The following is a 17,026-nucleotide window of genomic DNA, read 5'->3' as shown; positions in this document are numbered from 1 at the left end:
GCCGCCTGGCACGATGGGCACCGTGTGGGGATCGGGAACGGGCTCGCTGCTCATCGCCCTTGCGACGGCCGGCCCGGCGGTGGCCGGAGCCAGCGTCGTACTGCTGGCGCGCGCCCGCCGCCGCTACCGCAGGGCTCTGGAGGACCGGCGCTGGCTGCTGGAGCGCGAACGGGAGGCGGCTGCCCGCACGGCGGTGTCGGCCGAGCGTGCCCGTATCGCCCGCGAGTTGCACGACATCGTCAGCCACAAGGTCAGCCTCATGGTCGTGCAGGCGACCGCCGCCCGGGAGGTGCTGGCCACCCTGCCGGACGCGGCGGAGACCGCGCTGGAGGCCGTCGAGGGTGCCGGACGGGACGCGATGACCGAACTGCGCCATCTGCTGGGCCTGCTGGCGCCGTCGCCCGACGGCGACGACGGTGACGACGGCGGGGCCGAGCGGTACGCCGAAGGAGATCCCTCCGGGCTCGCGCCGCAGCCGAGCCTGCGTCAACTGGGCACCCTGATCGACCGGATCGCCTTCGCCGGCCTGCCGGTCGAGGTACGTATCTCCGGGGACCCGCGTCCGCTGCCGCCCGGCATCGACGTCACCGCCTACCGGATCGTCCAGGAGGCCCTGACCAACACGCTCAAGTACGGCGACGGCAGCACGGCGACCGTGACGGTGCGCTATGCCGACCACAGCCTGCGGGTCGAGGTGCTCAACAGCGGACCGAGCGTGCTGTCCGCCGACCCCGCGAGCGCGGGTACCGAACCGGATCCCCGCACGGCACGGGACGACGGAGCGGGACGCGGCCTGATCGGCCTGCGCGAGCGCGTAGCCGTCTACGGAGGCCACTTCGAAGCCCGGCGGCGTATCGGCGGTGGATACCGTGTCCGCGCCCGCATCCCTCTGGAGCGCCCGTGAACTCACAGGACCCTGGCGCGGTCCCCGGCCGGCAGCCCGGCGCCCCGCGCGTCCTCGTGGCCGACGACGAGGAGCTGATCCGAACCGGCTTCCGCCTCATCCTCACCTCGCGGGGCATCGAGGTCGTCGGCGAGGCCGCGGACGGCGTGCAGGCCGTCGCCGAGGCCGAACGGCTGCGCCCGGACGTCGTTCTGATGGACATCCGGATGCCGAACCTGGACGGCCTGCAAGCAGCCCGACGCGTCCTGCGGCTGCTCCCCGACTGCCGGGTCCTCATGCTCACCACGTTCGACCTCGACCGTTACGTCTACGCGGCGCTCGCCGCCGGGGCGAGCGGCTTCCTGCTCAAGGACGTCACCGCCGCCCATCTCGCCGCGGCCGTGCGACTGGTCGACACCGGCGACGCGCTGCTGGCCCCCTCGATCACCCGCCGTCTGGTCGAACGCTACGCGACCGCCCAGGAGACCGACCGGGCCGGGACGGCTCACCGCCCCGCCGCCGCGGGGACCGTGGACCGCGCGCCCGCGTTGCACCGCGACCTCGCTCCGCTGACCGCCCGTGAGCGCGAGGTGCTGGCGCTGATGGGCCGGGGCCTGTCGAACACCGAACTCGCCGAAGCCCTCACCCTCAGCGAGGCCACGGTGAAGACCCACGTCGCCCGGATCTTCGCCAAGCTCACCCTCCGCGACCGCGCCCAGGCGGTCGTCCTCGCCTACGAGACGGGCCTGGTCACCCCCGGCGTGGGCCTTCATGCGAAGCTGAAGCCGTGACCCTGGAGGACCTGGTGCGGTTGCGGCGGGCGCGGGATCGTATGGACCGTGAGTATGCCGAACCGCTCGACATGACCGAGCTGGCCCGTGGTGCCCTGATGTCCCCCGGGCATTTTCAGCGGAGCTTCCGCAAGGCGTTCGGGGAGACGCCGTACAGCTATCTCATGACCCGGCGGGTCGAGCGGGCCAAGGCGCTGCTGCGGCGGGGGGACCTCAGCGTGACCGAGGTGTGCCTGGCCGTCGGGTGTACCTCGCTGGGCTCCTTCAGTTCCCGGTTCACCGAGCTGGTCGGGGAGACGCCGAGCGCGTACCGGGCCCGTTCGCACGAGGCGGGCGCGGTGATCCCGTCCTGCGTGGCCCGGAAGTTCACCCGCCCCCGCCGCCGGCCCTACTGACCGCACCGAGGCACGGCACGCACGCCGGCCTTAGCGTGGGTTCATGAACGTGAATGACGCGAATGACGTGAAACTCGCTCAGTGCTTCATCGCCGTGGACGATCACGACAAGGCCCTCGCCTTCTACCGTGACGTGCTCGGCCTGGAGGTCCGCAACGACGTGGGCTTCGAGGGAATGCGGTGGGTGACGCTGGCCTCGCCGCTCCAGCCGGACGTGGAGATCGTGCTGGAGCCGCCCGGCGCGGACCCGGACGCCTCCCCCGCCGACCGGCAGGCGATGGCCGAGCTGCTCGCCAAGGGCCTGCTGCGAGGCGTCATCTTCACCACCTCCGACTGCGACGCGCTGTTCGAACGGGTCCGGGCGTCCGGTGCCGATGTGCTCCAGGAGCCGACGGACCAGCCGTACGGCGTCCGCGACTGCGCATTCCGCGACCCGGCCGGCAACCAGCTCCGCTTCCTCGAACGACCTGCGCGCTGAAATCCCCTGGGTTTCCAGTGAGTTCCCTGCCTACACTCGCCGCGTGATCATCCGCTGGACGTACGCCTTCGCCGACCGCCCCGCGGCACGCCTCGCCGCGGCCCAAGCCTTCTGGACGCAGGTCACGGGCACGCGACTGTCCGAACCTCGCGGCGAACAGGGCGAGTTCGTCACCCTGCTGCCCGACGGCGCGGACGCCTGCGTGAAGCTCCAGGGCGTCGACGCGGGGGACGGCGGGGCCCACCTCGACCTCTGCGTCGAGGACATACGGGAACTGGTCCGAGCCGCCCGCGGACTCGGCGCCGACCTCCTCGCGGACCACGGCGACTGGGCCGTGCTGCGCTCCCCCGCCGGCCTGCCCTTCTGCGCCGTGCCCTGGCAGGGGGAGGCGGTACGGCCTCCGGTCGTAGCCGGCAGCCGGCTCGACCAGGTGTGTCTCGACATCCCGCCGTCCGTCTACGACACCGAGCGCGCCTTCTGGGCCGACCTGACCGGCTGGGATCTGGTGGCCGGCTCGCGTCCCGAGTTCTGCGTCCTGAAGCCGCCGGCCGGTCTCCCCGTACGGATCCTGTTGCAGCGGCTCGACGCCGAACGCCCCGCCTCCGCCCACCTGGACCTCGCCTGCGCCGACCACGCCTCCGTCCGCGCCCGGCACGAGCGGCTGGGAGCGGAGGTGGTCCATCAGGGCCCGCACTGGACGGTCATGCGCGATCCGGCCGGCGGCACGTACTGCCTGACCGGCCGGGATCCGGAGACGGGCGGTCTGCCGGGCGGAGGCAGCGGCAGCGGTCAGGGAGCCGTCGTCGCGTAGGCGCAGAGGGCTGCGGTCGGGGGCGTCGGACCGGGCGGGCAGGCTCGGCTCTCGTCGCCCTCCGGCGGGGCGTACTGTCCGTACGGCTCACCCGCCCCCGGTGCCGCCGGGGGCGTTGCGCCCCCGTTCTCCCAGACGTACGGGCCCCGCGGGCGGGCCGAGTCCTGGAGCCAGAGGGTGAGTCCTCCTCCCACGGCCACGGTCAGCACCCAGGAGGCCAGCACCCAGCGCCACCACCTGCGGTTCACCCCCAGGGCTCCACGTCCACCACAGCGTCGACCGGCACGGGACCGTACACGTGCGGGAACTCCTCGCCGCCCGGCTCCGCCGACTCGTACTTCACCGGCACGCCGAGCAGGGCCGGGTCCACGACCAGGACCACCAGGTCGTCGGGGCCGTCGTACGTGCCGTAGAGCAACTCGGCGATGCGCGGGAGCTGTTCGCGGGTGGAGAAGTGGATGAAGCCCTCCTCCTGGAGGGTGCGGCCCCGGGTGGACATCTCGAAGGCGCCGCGCTCGCGGGCCGCGTCCCACAGGGAGCGTTCGGTGACGTGGAAGATGCGCGGAGGTTTCGTCATGCGCCCACGCTACGGCCTGAGCCCGGCCGTTCGTCCCGCGTCGTGCTGCTCATCCCGCGTCGTTGCCTCCGGGGCCTTCCATGATGGGCCGGATCACCACGGGGTAGTCCGCCAGGCCCTCGGGGGCGGGGCAGCGGGTGACGCGCTCGGCGATCTCGGTGACCCGCTCCAGGCCGGCGCAGTCCAGCAACCAGTAGCCGACCGTCACTTCCTCGGTCTCGCCGTAGGGGCCGTCGGTGATCACCGTGCGGCCGTCCTTTCCGCGCGCGACCAGCCGGGTGCGGGCGGGCTCGGCCAGACCCTCGGCGTCGAGCAGCTCGCCCTTCTCGGCGAGGTCGTCGTTGATCGCGCTCATGTACGCGTACATGGCCTTCAGCTGCACCTCGGTCCAGGCCGGGGCGTGCGGGGTGGGCCTGCCTGCCATCGCGTCGTAGTCCGCCTGCGTGCCCCGCACCATCACCAGGTACTTCATGGTCCGCTCCCGGGCTCAGGAATTTTTCGCGGCGGAATCCCCGGCCTGCCCACCCGCCTTCCGCTCCGCGGCCGAAGCCACGGTCTCGGGGCGTTCGGCGTAGGCCCGGCAATCAGGGTTGCGGCACGGGCCGGAGCCCCAGACCGGCACCCAGGCGCCGAGCGTCTTGTGCCGGCCGACGACCGTTCCGACGGGCTGTCCGCAGACCGGACAGAGCGGTTCCTCGCTGGCCATGCCCTCAGGGTAGGCCGGGCGGGGGCTCGGCGCTTCCCGCCGTCAGCGCTTCCTGCTGTACGTCCGCACGAGCACCCCGTTCTGGAACGTGCGCACCGATTCCAGGGCGAAGTCGGTGACGGCGAAGCCGGTGCCGAACATGGGCATGCCGGAGCCGTACACCTGCGGATAGGTCTTGATGACGAGTTCGTCGATCTCGTCGAGCAGCTCGCCCGCGAGCTGGGAGCCGCCGCAGAGCCAGATGCCGAGGTCGCCTTCCTCGGCCTTCAACTCGCGGATCCTGGCGACCAGATCGCTGTCGATCACGGTCACGGCGGGGTCGGGCGAGGCGCCGAGGGTGCGCGAGGCGACGTACTCGCGCAGGTGCCCGTAGGGGCTGGTGACGCCGATGTCGAGGGCCAGCTGGTAGCTGCCGCGGCCCTGGATCACGGTGTCGAAGTGCCGGTTCCCGGTGTCCTTGACGCCCAGCGGCTCGCGGCCCTGGGCCGCGATGGTCTCGGGGTACGTCGAGGTCAGGTACCCGAGGAACTCCTCGTCGAGGAACGTGAACATCGACGAGGCATCGCCGTCGGGGTCTCCGATGAAGCCGTCGATGGAGCAGGCGACGAAGTACGTGAGCTTCCGCAAGCTTGTCTCTTTCCGTAGGCTGCGAGCGGTGACAACGACAGTTGTAGTACTTCGACTGTAGTGGTTGCAAGAGTGTTCCGGAGAAAGAGTGGAGTCGGGGGCAAGTGAGAGAGGAGATTCCGCATGGCCGGTAATCCGGAGCGGCGGGCGGCGCTGGTGGACGCCGGGATCGCGGTGCTCGCGCGCGAGGGTGCGCGGGGGCTGACGTTCCGCGCGGTGGACGCCGAGGCGGGCGTGCCCACCGGCACCGCCTCCAACTACTTCACCGGGCGCGACGAGCTGCTCCGCCAGATCGACGCCCGGCTGCACCTCCGGCTCGCCCCGGACCCGCAGGTGCTGGAGAAGCTGCTGCGGCAGCGGCGGGACCGGTCACTGGTGACGGCCTTCATGCACGACCTGATGAACCGGGCCGCCGGGGACCGCGACGGCTATCTGGCCCTGCTGGAGATGCGCCTGGAGGCCACCCGGCGCCCCGAACTGCGCGCCTCCTTCACCGAGTCGGTGCGCGCGGAGCTGGAACAGGGCATGGAGTTCCACCGTGAGGCGGGACTGCCCGGCGGGGACGAGACCGTCACCGTGCTCTACCTCGCGATGCTCGGCCTCCTCCTGGAACACCTGACCCTGCCCGGTGTCCTGGACGGCGCCCTGCCGGGGGTGTCCGTGCCGGAGGGGCTGGTCGAGCGCATCGTCACGACGATCGTCCCGCAGGAGCCGGGCGGGGAGTAGCGGGAGCCGGCCCGGGGAGTACGCGGGCGGGTGCAGGACCCCGTATGCGCCGGGCCCCGCACACTGTGGGGATGTGCGGGGCCCGCCGGACCGGAGCCCGGTGACCGTGCGGGTCAGGATCCGCACGATCACCGGAGACTCCGGCGTTCCACCTGGCCGCCGGACGCGGCCTCTCAGCTGCTCCGCCTCGTCGCGAACTCCGCCGGCGCCGGCAGTCCGTCCGCAGTGGCGGCAGACGCTGCCGTGACGTGCGGAAACGTCACCTCCAGCGGCCGATCTCGACGTTCTCCAGCACGCCGAGCGCGTCGGGAACCAGGACGGCCGCCGAGTAGTAGGCCGTCACCAGGTACTTGATGATGGCCTGTTCGTTGATGCCCATGAAGCGGACGGACAGGCTCGGCTCGATCTCGTCCGGGATGCCGGACTGGCGCAGGCCGATGACACCCTGGTCGTCCTCGCCGGTACGCATCGCGATGATCGAGGTCGTACGGGCCTCGGTGACCGGGATCTTGTTGCACGGGTAGATCGGCACACCGCGCCAGGTCGGGATGCGGTTGCCGCCGATCTCGATGGTCTCCGGGACCAGTCCGCGCTTGTTCAGCTCGCGTCCGAACGCGGCGATCGCGCGCGGGTGGGCGAGGAACAGCTTGGTGCCGCGGCGGCGGCTGAGCAGCTCGTCCATGTCGTCCGGGCCGGGCACGCCGTCATGCGGCTGGATCCGCTGGTCGTACTCGCAGTTGTTGAGCAGCCCGAACTCCCGGTTGTTGACGAGTTCGTGCTCCTGGCGCTCCTTCAGCGCCTCGACCGTCAGCCGCAGTTGCTGCTCGGTCTGGTTCATCGGCTGGTTGTACAGGTCGGCCACGCGCGAGTGGATGCGCAGCACGGTCTGGGCGATGCTCAGTTCGTACTCGCGGGGCCGGGCCTCGTAGTCGACGAAGGTGTGCGGGATGTCGGGCTCGCCGCTGTGGCCGGCCGCCAGCTCGACCTCCTTCTCGCCGTACTTGTTGGTCCGCTGCTCGGGAACCGCGCGCAGCTGCTGGAGGTGCTCGCGGAGCGAGTCGGCGCGCTCCGCGACCTGCTCGAAGTCCTGGCGGGTGAGGATCAGAACCGTGCACGCGGTGTCCGCGCGGGCGGTGTACTCCCAGATGGCGTCCGGGTCGAGCAGCGACTGCTCGCCGAAATAGGCACCGTCGGCGAGGACTCCGAGGACCGCGTCGTCGCCGTAGGGGCCCGTGCCGATCTTCTCGACCCGGCCGTGGGCCAGCAGATACACCTCGTTGGTCTGGTTGCCGAAGTCGGCAATGACCTCGCCGGGGGCAAAGTCCCGCTGGCGGCAGCGCCGCGCCAGCTCCGTCAGCACCTCGTCGTCCTCGTACGACCGCAGCGCCGGCAGTTCGCCGAGTTCGGCCGGGATGACCTCGACCTGGTCCCCGGTCTTCACGAAGGTGATGCGGCCGTCTCCGACCGCGTACGTGAGTCGCCGGTTCACCCGGTACGTGCCGCCCTGTACCTCGACCCAGGGCAGCGTGCGCAGCAGCCAGCGGGAGCTGATCTCCTGCATCTGCGGTACGGACTTGGTAGTGGTGGCCAGGTTCCGCGCTGCCGCCGTCCCGAGGGACTGCTGCGGCTTGTCCTGCCCTGTGCGGACCTCTTCGCCTACCGACATAAGAAAGTGTCCTCCCAGTACATGCCCGGCCCCGAAGGCACCCCGGGCACCGGTCTCGGGATCGAGCCTTCCACCGCCGACCGGGGCGGCGCCATTACCCGAAAGAGCGGGAATGGGGCACCCGCCGACTGGGCAGAAAGAGGGCTCCTGTCCACCCGTACGAGAGGGCCGCGCCGGGCGGTCACCGGGCACAGCACGAAGGAGGCGGCATGGCCCCACCCATGTCCGCGAGCGGATTTCTGGACGCGCTTCGCGCGGAGGGCGTCACGGTCGTCGAGGTCGGCGACTGGCAGAACCACAACCGCAACCACAAGGGCCCCTGGGGGCCGGTCCACGGCGTGGTGATCCACCAACGGCGACCCAGGGGGACGACCGCACGGTGGCCCTCTGCCGGGACGGCCACCCGGCTCTCCCGGGCCCGCTGTGCCACGGCGTGATCACCAAGGACGGCACGGTCCACCTGGTCGGTCACGGCCGCGCCAACCATGCCGGCCTCGGCGACGACGACGTACTGCGCGCGGTGATCGCCGAGAAGGGGCTGCCGCCGGACAACCAGGCGAACACCGACGGCAACCGGCACTTCTACGGCTTCGAGTGCGAGAACCTCGGCGACGGCGAGGATCCCTGGCCCGAGCCGCGCCGGGCAAGGTGGACCCGCGCGGGTTCACGATGGACCGGCTGCGGGAGCGGATCGCCGAGCGCCTGAAGGGACAGCACCGGGGGGCAGAACCGCCGGCGGGCGAGAATGGTGCCGTGACCAGCCCCGTGACCGGCCCGGACCCGCTCGCCCCCCGCCTGCCCTCACCTCTCCAGGAGGTGCGGGACGAGCGCTTCGCCCGGCACGGCCTCCGGCTCCTGCTCAAGCGGGACGACCTGATCCACCCGGAGCTGATCGGCAACAAGTGGCGCAAACTCGTGCCGAACATCGACGCGGCGCGGGGCCGGGCCCTGGTCACCTTCGGCGGGGCCTACTCCAACCACCTGCGGGCCACGGCCGCCGCGGGCCGGCTGCTCGGCCTGCCGACCGTCGGCGTGGTCCGCGGTCAGGAACTGGCCGGCCGCCCGCTCAACCCGTCCCTGTCCCGCTGCGCGGCCGACGGCATGCGGCTGCACTTCGTCGACAGGTCGACGTATCGGCACAAGAGCGAGCCAAAGACGCTGGCCGCGATCCTGCGCGGGGCCGGCGCCGAGGGGGCATACGTCGTCCCCGAGGGCGGCAGCAACGCCGAGGCCGTGCGCGGCTGCCGTGACCTCGGCGCGGAGCTGCGCGGCCGGGCCGAGGTCGTCGCGGTGGCCTGCGGCACCGGCGGCACACTGGCGGGGCTCGCGGCCGGGCTGGCGGTAGGGCAGCGTGCGCTCGGGGTTCCGGTCCTCAAGGGAGGCTTCCTGGAGGCCGACATACAGGCCCTGCAGGAACGTGCCTTCGGCGCCCGCAGCGGCTCCTGGACCCTGGACGACCGCTTCCACTTCGGCGGCTACGCCCGTACGACCCCGGAGCTGGAGGCGTTCGCGGCGGACTTCGAGGACCGCCACGGTCTGCCCGTCGAACGTCTCTATGTCGCCAAGTTGCTCTACGGACTCGTCACCCTCGCCGGGGAGGGCGCCTTCGCGCACGGAACGACCGTCGCGGCGGTCGTCACCGGACAGCCGTTCCCCTAGGGCTCCGTAGCCCCTACGCGGCCTCCCGGTAGGCGGCGGCCTCCTCCAGGTCCAGTCTGCGCAGCAGGGCGCGCAGCATCTCGTCGTCGATGTAGCGGTGATCGCGGAGCTTGACGAAGACCTCGCGTTCGGCGCTGATCATCTCGCGGGACAGCCGGCGGTAGGTGTCGTCCACGGACTCGCCGGTCACGGGGTTGACCTGGCCGAGGCGCTCCCAGACGGCGTTGCGGCGGCGTTCCAGGACCATGCGCAGGCGGTCGGCGAGCGGCGGCGGCAGGGCGTTGCGCTCGTCGGCGAGGAGGTCGTCCAGGTGGCTCTCGGCGGCCCGGGAGGCCTGCGCCTGGGCGTTGGCCTCGGCGAGCGTCTCGGCCTGCTGGTCGCGGCCGGGGAACTTCAGCAGGCGGATCAGCGGCGGGAGCGTGAGGCCCTGCACGACCAGCGTGCCGATGACGGTGGTGAAGGTGAGGAAGAGGATCAGGTTGCGGTGCGGGAAGGGGGCGCCGCCGCGCACCGTGAGCGGGATCGAGAAGGCGATGGCCAGCGAGACCACGCCGCGCATGCCCGCCCAGGACGTCACGATCGGCGCCCGCCAGGTGGGGTTCTCCTCGCGTTCCCGGATCCGGCCGAAGAGGGCGCGCGGGAGGAAGGTCGCGGGGTACACCCAGGCGAACCGGGCCGCGACGACGACCAGGAAGACGACGATCGCGTACCAGGCGGCGTCGACGCCCCGGTACGCGGCGAGCCCCTTGAGCACGCGCGGCAGCTGCAGGCCGATCAGCGCGAACACCGCCGACTCCAGGACGTAGGCGACCATCCGCCACACCGCCTCCTCCTGGAGCCGGGTGGCGAAGTCGACCTCCCACGCATGGTGTCCGAGGTAGACGGCGACGACCACGACCGCGAGGACACCGGAGGCGTGCACCTGCTCGGCGAGTCCGTAGGCGACGAACGGAATCAGCAGGGAGAGGGTGTTCTGCAGCAGCGCCTCCTTGAGGTGCGTGCGCAGCCAGTGGATCGGCACCATGAGCACCATTCCGACGGCGACACCGCCGACCGCCGCGATCAGGAACTCGCCGATCCCCTTGCCCCAGCTTGCGCCGGCACCGACCGCGGCGGCGAGGGCCACCTTGTAGGCGGTGATCGCGGTGGCGTCGTTCAGCAGGGACTCGCCCTGGAGGATCGTGGTGATCCGCGAGGGCAGCCCCACCCGGCGCGCGATCGCGGTGGCCGCGACCGCGTCCGTCGGCGCCACCACCGCGCCCAGCACCAGGGCCGCGGGCAGCGGCAGCCCGGGCACGACGGCATAGGCGGCCCAGCCGACGACGAAGGTCGCGAAGAGCACGTACCCGACCGACAGCAGCCCCACGGGCCGCAGCTGCGCCCGCAGGTCCAGGTACGAGCTCTCGGTGCCCTCCTTGTAGAGCAGCGGCGGCAGCACCAGGGGCAGGACGACGTCGGGGTCGAGCGTGTAGTCCGGGACACCGGGGAGGTACGAGACCGCCAGACCCACCGCGACCAGCAGCAGCGGCGCCGGCACGGGGCTGCGCCGGGCGGCCCCCGACACCGCGGCACTGCCCGCCACCAGCAACAGCAGCGGCAACACGTCCATGGTCCTCGCCCGCCCTCGATTTTCCGCGCGGCCACCCGCACACCCGTCGTAATCTGGCAATCATGAAACAGTGCACGCACGCCGACGCGCTGCCGCACCCGGAACCCGAGCCGCTGAGCGAGACCTGCCCGGAGTGTCTCGCGCGCGGGACACACCCGGTCCAGCTGCGGCTCTGTCTGACCTGTGGCCACGTCGGCTGCTGCGACTCCTCGCCGGGAAGACACGCAACGGAGCACCACGAGACGTCCGGTCACCCGGTGATGCGGACCTTCGAACCCGGCGAGGACTGGCGCTGGTGCTTCGTCGACCACGTTCTCGTGTGACACTGCATGCGGTGGTGGCCGTATCACGGTTCGGGCGTCTGACGTCTGGGTACGTCAACCCGGCGCGCCCTCTTCCCATTTGGGCCCGCAAACCCTCTAGACACGGAGCGTATCCGCAGCTTTACTGTGAGTGACGTCGGGGGGTTGGGGTCCCGGGACAAGAGCGTTCGGAGCGCGATAGCGTCACCGCGGAACCACGTAGGCGTTACCCCGGGGGGAGATCCCTCGGCCCCGTAAAGCTTGTACCACCATGGAGGTGAGGGTGTCCCAGATCGCAGGCGAGCCCGCGGCGAACCAGGACTTCGTGGAAGTCCGGCTGCCGGCTGCGGGTGCCTACCTGTCGGTGCTGCGGACGGCCACGGCCGGTCTCGCGGCCCGCTTGGACTTCACCCTGGACGAGATCGAGGACCTGCGCATCGCCGTGGACGAGGCCTGCGCGATCCTGCTCCAGCAGGCCGTGCCGGGCTCCGTGCTCAGCTGCGTCTTCCGGCTCGTCGACGACTCGCTGGAAGTCACGGTGTCGGCGCCGACCACGGACGGCCATGCCCCCTCGCGGGACACCTTCGCCTGGACCGTGCTCTCGGCCCTCGCGGGCAAGGTCTCGTCCGCCGTCGACGAGGACAAGACCGTGTCGATCAGCCTCTACAAACAGCGCGGCGCGGGTCCCGGGCCGGCGTGAGGAACGGGGACGGGCCGGTGCGGGACGAAGAGCGCGGCACACGGGAGCTGCCGGCCGGGAACGGCCCCGCGAACGGCTCCCGACGCATGGCTGACGGCATCGACGGCATCCCCGAGCAGGCCAGACCGCATCCGGAGGACGCCTCCGCACAGGCCGTCGGCGACGGTGCCGTGCAGAGCGCGCCTCCGGAAGGACACGGCGGGACCGCTTCCGCCGTCCGCGCGGAGGCGAGGGCTCGGGGAAGGGCTACGGGCGGGACGATGAGCGAGCACGAGCGATACGCCGAGGACGACACGCTGGGCCCGGAGGGCGTGCCTGCCGTGCGGCACGACCCCCAGGACCGCAGCGGGGCACGGGCGCTCTTCGTCGAGCTGCGCAAGCTGAGGGAGGGCAGCCCGGAGTACGCGGAGCTGCGCAACCAGCTGGTCCGTATGCACCTGCCGCTCGTGGAGCACCTGGCGCGCCGGTTCCGCAACCGCGGCGAGCCGCTGGACGACCTCACCCAGGTCGCCACGATCGGCCTGATCAAGTCCGTCGACCGCTTCGACCCGGACCGCGGGGTGGAGTTCTCCACCTACGCCACCCCGACCGTCGTCGGCGAGATCAAGCGGCACTTCCGCGACAAGGGCTGGGCGGTCCGCGTGCCGCGCCGGCTCCAGGAGCTGCGGCTCGCGCTGACCACGGCGACGGCCGAGCTGTCCCAGCAGCACGGCCGCTCCCCCACCGTCCACGAGCTGGCCGAGAAGCTGGCCATCTCGGAGGAGGAGGTCCTGGAGGGCCTGGAGTCCGCCAACGCGTACTCCACGCTGTCCCTGGACGTCCCCGACACCGACGACGAGTCCCCTGCGGTCGCCGACACGCTCGGCGCGGAGGACGAGGCGCTGGAGGGCGTGGAGTACCGGGAGTCCCTCAAGCCGCTGCTGGAGGACCTGCCGCCGCGGGAGAAGCGGATCCTGCTGCTGCGCTTCTTCGGGAACATGACCCAGTCGCAGATCGCGCAGGAGGTCGGCATCTCCCAGATGCACGTCTCCCGGCTGCTGGCCCGGACCCTGGCCCAGCTGCGGGAGAAGCTCCTCGTCGAGGAGTGAGGCCTATTCGGCCGACCGGCCCGGTCCCTTGATCCCGAGGGCCTGGGTCGTCGCCGGGCTGATCAGCAGCACGAACGCCGTCACGGAGACGACGCCGAGGGCGATGCCTGCCGGGATGGCCATACTGTCGGCCTTCAGCAGGTTGTAGGCCACCGGCATGGCCATGAGCTGGGTGATCACCGCCGGGCCCCGGCTCCAGCCGCGCCGCAGCAGCAGACCGCGCGCGGCCAGCAGCGGCAGCAGCGCGAGCGCGACCAGGGTGATCCCCAGGGTCACGGCCTGCTGCCGGTCGTCCGGCTTGCCGACGAGCCCGAGTACGAACATCCACAGGCCGCCTGCCAGCACAGCGACGCCCTCCAGTGCGGCCAGCACGGCCGCGTACGTCAGCCGGCGCGGGCGCGGTCCGGCGGTCTCGGCGCTCTCCGGGGCGGGTTTCTGCTCGCTGCTCACCCCAGAAGGGTAGCCCGCGCCCCGTACGCCCCGGCCGGGAAGGGCCCCGGCGTCAGGGCGCCCGCTGCCCCGGAGTGTCCAGACTCACGCAGCCCCCTCTTACCTGATCCCTACCTCGGTCTGGGCCGGGTACCACCCAGTAGGTACGCTGCACATCATGCGTGCACTTCTCGTGGTGAATCCGGCGGCTACCACTACAAGCGCACGCAGACGTGACGTCCTGATCCACGCGCTCGCGAGCGAGATGAAGCTGGAAGCGGTCACCACCGAGTACCGCGGCCACGCGCGCGACCTCGGCCGGCAGGCGGCGGAGAGCGACGACATCGACATGGTGGTCGCCCTCGGCGGCGACGGCACCGTCAACGAGGTCGTCAACGGCCTCCTGCACGCCGGTCCCGACCTGGATCGCCTGCCCGGCCTCGCCGTGGTCCCCGGCGGCTCCACGAACGTCTTCGCCCGCGCCCTGGGCCTGCCCAACGACCCCGTCGAGGCCACCGGCGCCCTGCTGGACGCGCTGCGCGAGAACCGCGAGCGCGTCGTCGGACTCGGTCTGACCTCGGGCACGCCCGGCACGGAGGACGAGGCGGTCCCGGAGCGCTGGTTCACCTTCAACGCGGGCCTCGGCTTCGACGCGGGCGTGGTGGGCCGGGTGGAGCAGCAGCGCGAGCGCGGCAAGAAGTCGACGCACGCGCTCTACGTCCGCCAGGTGGTCCGGCAGTTCCTCGGCGAGCCGAACCGCCGGCACGGAGCGATCACTCTGGAGCGGCCGGGCGCGGACCCGGTCGAGGATCTTGTTGTCGCCATAGTCTCGAACACGTCCCCTTGGACGTATCTCGGCAATCGCCCGATGTACACGTCACCTAAGGCCTCGTTCGACACGGGCGTCGACGTGCTCGGTCTCAGCCGCCTCTCGACGGCCGCGGTTGCCCGGTATGGCACCCAGTTGCTCACTTCGTCCCCCGAGCGCGGACCCCATGGAAGGCACGTGCTCTCACTGCACGATCTGGACCAGTTCACCTTGCATTCGAAGGTCCCCCTGCCCCTCCAGATGGACGGCGACCACCTGGGACTGCGTACGAGCGTGACGTTCACAGGTGTACGCCGCGCACTGCGTGTGATTGTGTGAGCGGAACGGGCGAAAGTCCTTTCACTCGAACGTTTAGGCCAGGATCCACCCCATGGAAGTACGGCTGTGACCCAGTCGACACCGAGGAATCAAAAAAAACTTTCCGGAAGGGGTTGTATCCGTCGCTGAGGTTTGCGAGTCTCTACGTGGCGATCGGGACGGCCCGCAACACCGGCCTCCACTGATCACCAGAACCCCTCTTCAACCACAGGACCACGCCGGGGAAGACTCGGCGGTCGGCCCTTCACTTGTTGAGGGATTCGTGAAAGCGTTCACATTCACAAGCAACTTGCATGTAATACCAAGGAGAGGTAGCAGCCATGGACTGGCGTCACAACGCCGTTTGCCGCGAGGAAGACCCCGAGCTCTTCTTCCCCATCGGCAACACCGGTCCTGCGCTGCTGCAGATCGAGGAAGCCAAGGCCGTCTGCCGTCGCTGCCCGGTGATCGAGCAGTGTCTGCAGTGGGCGCTCGAGTCCGGTCAGGACTCCGGCGTCTGGGGTGGTCTCAGCGAGGACGAGCGCCGCGCCATGAAGCGCCGCGCCGCCCGCAACCGGGCCCGTCAGGCCTCCGCCTGACACACCCACCCCTGCTGACAGCCTGAGCTTGGCGGCGCGCACACCACGTACGCATCTCCCGCCCCCGAGCCGCAGCGCGCAGTATCCCCCGATGCCGCTAGCGATTTAGCAGAGCAGCAACGAGCACGAGCCTCGGACCGACGAACGGTCCGAGGCTTTTTGCTGTGCCCAGGAGTCCTGGGCCCCGTGCTTCCACGTCGGCTACTTCTGTGCGCGCACCGGAATGTCGAGGATCACCCGGGTCCCCCGCTCCGGCGCCGGGACCATGTCGAACGAGCCGCCCAGCTCGCCCTCCACCAGCGTCCGTACGATCTGCAGGCCCAGGTTCCCCGCGGTCTTCGGGTCGAAGCCCTCGGGCAGGCCGACGCCGTCGTCCTGGACGGTGACCAGCAGCCGGGCCTCCCGGGTGGTGCCGCCGCGGACCGCGGAGACCTCGACCGTGCCGGTGTCGCCCTGCCGGAACCCGTGTTCGAGGGCGTTCTGCAGGATCTCGGTGAGAACCATCGACAGCGGGGTGGCCACCTCGGCGTCGAGTATCCCGAACCGCCCGCTGCGCCGGCCGGTCACCTTGCCCGGCGAGATCTCGGCGACCATCGCCAGCACGCGGTCGGCGATGTCGTCGAACTCCACGCGCTCGTCCAGGTTCTGGGAGAGCGTCTCGTGCACGATCGCGATCGAGCCGACCCGTCGCACGGCCTCCTCCAGGGCCTCCCGGCCGCGCTCGGAATCGATGCGCCGGGCCTGGAGGCGCAGCAGCGCGGCGACCGTCTGGAGGTTGTTCTTCACCCGGTGGTGGATCTCCCGGATGGTCGCGTCCTTCGTGATCAACTCGCGCTCGCGGCGGCGCAGTTCCGTGACGTCCCGGCACAGCACCAGGGAACCGATGCGGGTGCCCTTGGGCTTGAGCGGGATGGCCCGGAGCTGGATCACCCCGTCGTTGGACTCGATCTCGAACTCGCGCGGCGCCCAGCCGCTCGCCACCTTGGCCAGCGCCTCGTCCACCGGGCCCCGGGTCGGGGCGAGTTCGGCGGTGGTCTGCCCCAGGTGCTGGCCGACCAGGTCGGCGGCGAGGCCGAGGCGGTGGTAGGCGGACAGGGCGTTCGGAGAGGCGTACTGGACGACGCCGTCCGCGTCCAGCCGGATCAGGCCGTCGCCGACGCGCGGCGAGGCGTCCATGTCGACCTGCTGGTCCGGGAAGGGGAAGGAACCGGCCGCGATCATCTGCGCGAGATCGGAGGCGCTCTGGAGATACGTCAGCTCCAGACGGCTCGGGGTGCGGACGGTCAGCAGGTTGGTGTTGCGGGCGATCACGCCCAGGACGCGGCCCTCGCGCCGTACGGGGATCGACTCGACCCGTACGGGGACCTCTTCGCGCCACTCCGGGTCGCCCTCGCGCACGATCCGGCCCTCGTCCAGCGCCACGTCCAGCATGGGCCGCCGGCCGCGCGGGACCAGGTGGCCGATCATGTCGTCCTGGTAGGAGGTCGGGCCGGTGTTGGGGCGCATCTGGGCGACCGAGACGTACCGGGTGCCGTCGCGGGTGGGGACCCACAGGACCAGGTCGGCGAAGGAGAGGTCGGAGAGCAGCTGCCACTCCGAGACCAGCAGGTGGAGCCACTCGAGATCGGAGTCGTCGAGGGCCGTGTGCTGGCGTACGAGTTCGTTCATGGAGGGCACGCTGCGAGCGTACCTGGGTGGCCGGATCTGGCCGAAAAACACCCGCGGGCCGCGGCGCCTGGGAGGGACCCTCAACCCACCCGGCACCGCAGCCCGGAGCATCATCGGCCGTGGGGTGTGCGGTCCCAGTCGGCCGAAGGTCGAGGAGCCGGGGCAGTCAGGGCAGAGAGCTCCGGT

Annotated in this window: 21 protein-coding genes and 1 pseudogene; 13 read left to right on the top strand and 9 right to left on the bottom strand. The window is 71.2% G+C overall.

Annotation, left to right across the window (positions count from 1 at the left end; translation table 11 throughout):
• The first annotated feature begins 13 nt into the window (after nt 1-13).
• From ACWD3E_RS25435 to ACWD3E_RS25415, 5 genes are read left to right on the top strand one after another with little or no spacing between them, the layout of a single operon-like run.
• Complete coding sequence (locus ACWD3E_RS25435) at nt 14-904, top strand: sensor histidine kinase (protein WP_451389862.1); 891 nt, start codon at nt 14-16, stop codon at nt 902-904.
• A complete protein-coding gene (locus ACWD3E_RS25430) occupies nt 901-1,674 on the top strand; it encodes a response regulator (RefSeq protein ID WP_451389861.1) in 774 nt (257 codons plus the stop codon). Before ACWD3E_RS25435 ends, ACWD3E_RS25430 begins: the two co-directional genes overlap by 4 nt.
• Nucleotides 1,671-2,069 carry a helix-turn-helix domain-containing protein gene (locus tag ACWD3E_RS25425; protein WP_451351806.1) on the top strand — a complete coding sequence of 133 codons (399 nt, stop codon included), beginning with the start codon at nt 1,671-1,673 and terminating at the stop codon, nt 2,067-2,069. The genes ACWD3E_RS25430 and ACWD3E_RS25425 overlap by 4 nt, the downstream gene beginning before the upstream one ends.
• Before the next feature lie 43 nt (nt 2,070-2,112).
• Nucleotides 2,113-2,547: a VOC family protein gene (locus ACWD3E_RS25420; RefSeq protein WP_451389860.1), complete on the top strand. Its 435-nt coding sequence runs from the start codon at nt 2,113-2,115 to the stop codon at nt 2,545-2,547.
• Between the two features lie 43 nt (nt 2,548-2,590).
• A complete protein-coding gene (locus tag ACWD3E_RS25415) occupies nt 2,591-3,358 on the top strand; it encodes a VOC family protein (protein WP_451389859.1) in 768 nt (255 codons plus the stop codon).
• Here the strand turns inward: ACWD3E_RS25415 and ACWD3E_RS25410 are convergent.
• The 5 genes from ACWD3E_RS25410 to ACWD3E_RS25390 are packed head-to-tail and all read right to left on the bottom strand — an operon-like array spanning nt 3,337 to nt 5,268.
• A complete protein-coding gene (locus ACWD3E_RS25410) occupies nt 3,337-3,606 on the bottom strand; it encodes a hypothetical protein (RefSeq protein WP_451389858.1) in 270 nt (89 codons plus the stop codon). The two genes, ACWD3E_RS25415 and ACWD3E_RS25410, sit on opposite strands and share 22 nt — an antisense overlap.
• Complete coding sequence (locus tag ACWD3E_RS25405; RefSeq protein ID WP_451389857.1) at nt 3,603-3,935, bottom strand: DUF952 domain-containing protein; 333 nt, start codon at nt 3,933-3,935, stop codon at nt 3,603-3,605. The genes ACWD3E_RS25410 and ACWD3E_RS25405 overlap by 4 nt, the downstream gene beginning before the upstream one ends.
• 49 nt (nt 3,936-3,984) lie before the next feature.
• Complete coding sequence (locus tag ACWD3E_RS25400) at nt 3,985-4,407, bottom strand: YciI family protein (protein ID WP_451389856.1); 423 nt, start codon at nt 4,405-4,407, stop codon at nt 3,985-3,987.
• Nucleotides 4,408-4,422: 15 nt separating this feature from the next.
• Nucleotides 4,423-4,641 (bottom strand): hypothetical protein, encoded by a 219-nt coding sequence (locus ACWD3E_RS25395; protein WP_451389855.1) that lies wholly within the window; start codon nt 4,639-4,641, stop codon nt 4,423-4,425.
• Nucleotides 4,642-4,683: 42 nt separating this feature from the next.
• Nucleotides 4,684-5,268, bottom strand: a complete 585-nt coding sequence (locus tag ACWD3E_RS25390; protein WP_451389854.1) for a dihydrofolate reductase family protein — start codon at nt 5,266-5,268, stop codon at nt 4,684-4,686.
• Nucleotides 5,269-5,391: 123 nt separating this feature from the next.
• On the opposite strand from ACWD3E_RS25390, the gene ACWD3E_RS25385 reads away from it, so the two are divergent.
• Nucleotides 5,392-5,994 carry a TetR/AcrR family transcriptional regulator gene (locus ACWD3E_RS25385; RefSeq protein ID WP_451389853.1) on the top strand — a complete coding sequence of 201 codons (603 nt, stop codon included), beginning with the start codon at nt 5,392-5,394 and terminating at the stop codon, nt 5,992-5,994.
• 259 nt (nt 5,995-6,253) lie between these two features.
• Here the strand turns inward: ACWD3E_RS25385 and ACWD3E_RS25380 are convergent, their stop codons facing one another.
• Entirely contained in the window at nt 6,254-7,660 is a 1,407-nt protein-coding gene (locus ACWD3E_RS25380; RefSeq protein ID WP_451389852.1) for a family 2B encapsulin nanocompartment shell protein, read from the bottom strand.
• Between the two features lie 209 nt (nt 7,661-7,869).
• On the opposite strand from ACWD3E_RS25380, the pseudogene ACWD3E_RS25375 reads away from it, so the two are divergent.
• A pseudogene (locus tag ACWD3E_RS25375) lies at nt 7,870-8,368 on the top strand (N-acetylmuramoyl-L-alanine amidase); the annotation flags it as partial.
• Nucleotides 8,369-8,425: 57 nt separating this feature from the next.
• Nucleotides 8,426-9,319 carry a 1-aminocyclopropane-1-carboxylate deaminase/D-cysteine desulfhydrase gene (locus ACWD3E_RS25370; protein WP_451389936.1) on the top strand — a complete coding sequence of 298 codons (894 nt, stop codon included), beginning with the start codon at nt 8,426-8,428 and terminating at the stop codon, nt 9,317-9,319.
• Between the two features lie 13 nt (nt 9,320-9,332).
• On the opposite strand, the gene ACWD3E_RS25365 is transcribed toward ACWD3E_RS25370, so the two are convergent.
• The gene (locus ACWD3E_RS25365; RefSeq protein WP_451389851.1) at nt 9,333-10,928 is read right to left on the bottom strand and encodes a Na+/H+ antiporter; all 1,596 of its coding nucleotides are present in this window, start codon (nt 10,926-10,928) and stop codon (nt 9,333-9,335) included.
• Nucleotides 10,929-10,990: 62 nt separating this feature from the next.
• Here ACWD3E_RS25365 and ACWD3E_RS25360 point away from each other — a divergent pair, with 62 nt between their 5' ends.
• From ACWD3E_RS25360 to ACWD3E_RS25350, 3 genes are all read left to right on the top strand, one after another.
• Nucleotides 10,991-11,251: a UBP-type zinc finger domain-containing protein gene (locus tag ACWD3E_RS25360; protein ID WP_451389850.1), complete on the top strand. Its 261-nt coding sequence runs from the start codon at nt 10,991-10,993 to the stop codon at nt 11,249-11,251.
• Between the two features lie 262 nt (nt 11,252-11,513).
• Nucleotides 11,514-11,930 carry an ATP-binding protein gene (locus ACWD3E_RS25355; protein WP_009190566.1) on the top strand — a complete coding sequence of 139 codons (417 nt, stop codon included), beginning with the start codon at nt 11,514-11,516 and terminating at the stop codon, nt 11,928-11,930.
• 17 nt (nt 11,931-11,947) lie between these two features.
• The gene (locus ACWD3E_RS25350; RefSeq protein WP_451389849.1) at nt 11,948-13,018 is read left to right on the top strand and encodes an RNA polymerase sigma factor SigF; all 1,071 of its coding nucleotides are present in this window, start codon (nt 11,948-11,950) and stop codon (nt 13,016-13,018) included.
• A 3-nt stretch (nt 13,019-13,021) separates the two neighbouring features.
• On the opposite strand, the gene ACWD3E_RS25345 is transcribed toward ACWD3E_RS25350, so the two are convergent.
• Entirely contained in the window at nt 13,022-13,468 is a 447-nt protein-coding gene (locus tag ACWD3E_RS25345; RefSeq protein ID WP_451389848.1) for a hypothetical protein, read from the bottom strand.
• Between the two features lie 157 nt (nt 13,469-13,625).
• Between ACWD3E_RS25345 and ACWD3E_RS25340 the strand changes: the two genes are divergently transcribed.
• Nucleotides 13,626-14,594: a diacylglycerol/lipid kinase family protein gene (locus ACWD3E_RS25340; RefSeq protein ID WP_451389847.1), complete on the top strand. Its 969-nt coding sequence runs from the start codon at nt 13,626-13,628 to the stop codon at nt 14,592-14,594.
• A gap of 320 nt (nt 14,595-14,914) precedes the next feature.
• Nucleotides 14,915-15,172: a WhiB family transcriptional regulator gene (locus ACWD3E_RS25335; RefSeq protein WP_003992873.1), complete on the top strand. Its 258-nt coding sequence runs from the start codon at nt 14,915-14,917 to the stop codon at nt 15,170-15,172.
• A 201-nt stretch (nt 15,173-15,373) separates the two neighbouring features.
• Here ACWD3E_RS25335 and ACWD3E_RS25330 read toward each other — a convergent pair whose 3' ends face one another.
• Nucleotides 15,374-16,840: a sensor histidine kinase gene (locus tag ACWD3E_RS25330; RefSeq protein WP_451389935.1), complete on the bottom strand. Its 1,467-nt coding sequence runs from the start codon at nt 16,838-16,840 to the stop codon at nt 15,374-15,376.
• Nucleotides 16,841-17,026: the final 186 nt, after the last annotated feature.

It is taken from the genome of Streptomyces sp. NPDC002676, assembly GCF_053592455.1.
This window is presented reverse-complemented; position numbering and strand designations above follow the sequence as displayed.

Coding starts and splice junctions, on each gene's coding strand:
- ACWD3E_RS25380 (WP_451389852.1), bottom strand. CDS start 7,660: ATGTCGGTAGGCGAAGAGGTCCGCACAGGGCAGGACAAGCCGCAGCAG.
- ACWD3E_RS25340 (WP_451389847.1), top strand. CDS start 13,626: ATGCGTGCACTTCTCGTGGTGAATCCGGCGGCTACCACTACAAGCGCA.
- ACWD3E_RS25365 (WP_451389851.1), bottom strand. CDS start 10,928: ATGGACGTGTTGCCGCTGCTGTTGCTGGTGGCGGGCAGTGCCGCGGTG.
- ACWD3E_RS25330 (WP_451389935.1), bottom strand. CDS start 16,840: ATGAACGAACTCGTACGCCAGCACACGGCCCTCGACGACTCCGATCTC.
- ACWD3E_RS25335 (WP_003992873.1), top strand. CDS start 14,915: ATGGACTGGCGTCACAACGCCGTTTGCCGCGAGGAAGACCCCGAGCTC.
- ACWD3E_RS25360 (WP_451389850.1), top strand. CDS start 10,991: ATGAAACAGTGCACGCACGCCGACGCGCTGCCGCACCCGGAACCCGAG.
- ACWD3E_RS25435 (WP_451389862.1), top strand. CDS start 14: ATGGGCACCGTGTGGGGATCGGGAACGGGCTCGCTGCTCATCGCCCTT.
- ACWD3E_RS25405 (WP_451389857.1), bottom strand. CDS start 3,935: ATGACGAAACCTCCGCGCATCTTCCACGTCACCGAACGCTCCCTGTGG.
- ACWD3E_RS25385 (WP_451389853.1), top strand. CDS start 5,392: ATGGCCGGTAATCCGGAGCGGCGGGCGGCGCTGGTGGACGCCGGGATC.
- ACWD3E_RS25420 (WP_451389860.1), top strand. CDS start 2,113: ATGAACGTGAATGACGCGAATGACGTGAAACTCGCTCAGTGCTTCATC.
- ACWD3E_RS25400 (WP_451389856.1), bottom strand. CDS start 4,407: ATGAAGTACCTGGTGATGGTGCGGGGCACGCAGGCGGACTACGACGCG.
- ACWD3E_RS25395 (WP_451389855.1), bottom strand. CDS start 4,641: ATGGCCAGCGAGGAACCGCTCTGTCCGGTCTGCGGACAGCCCGTCGGA.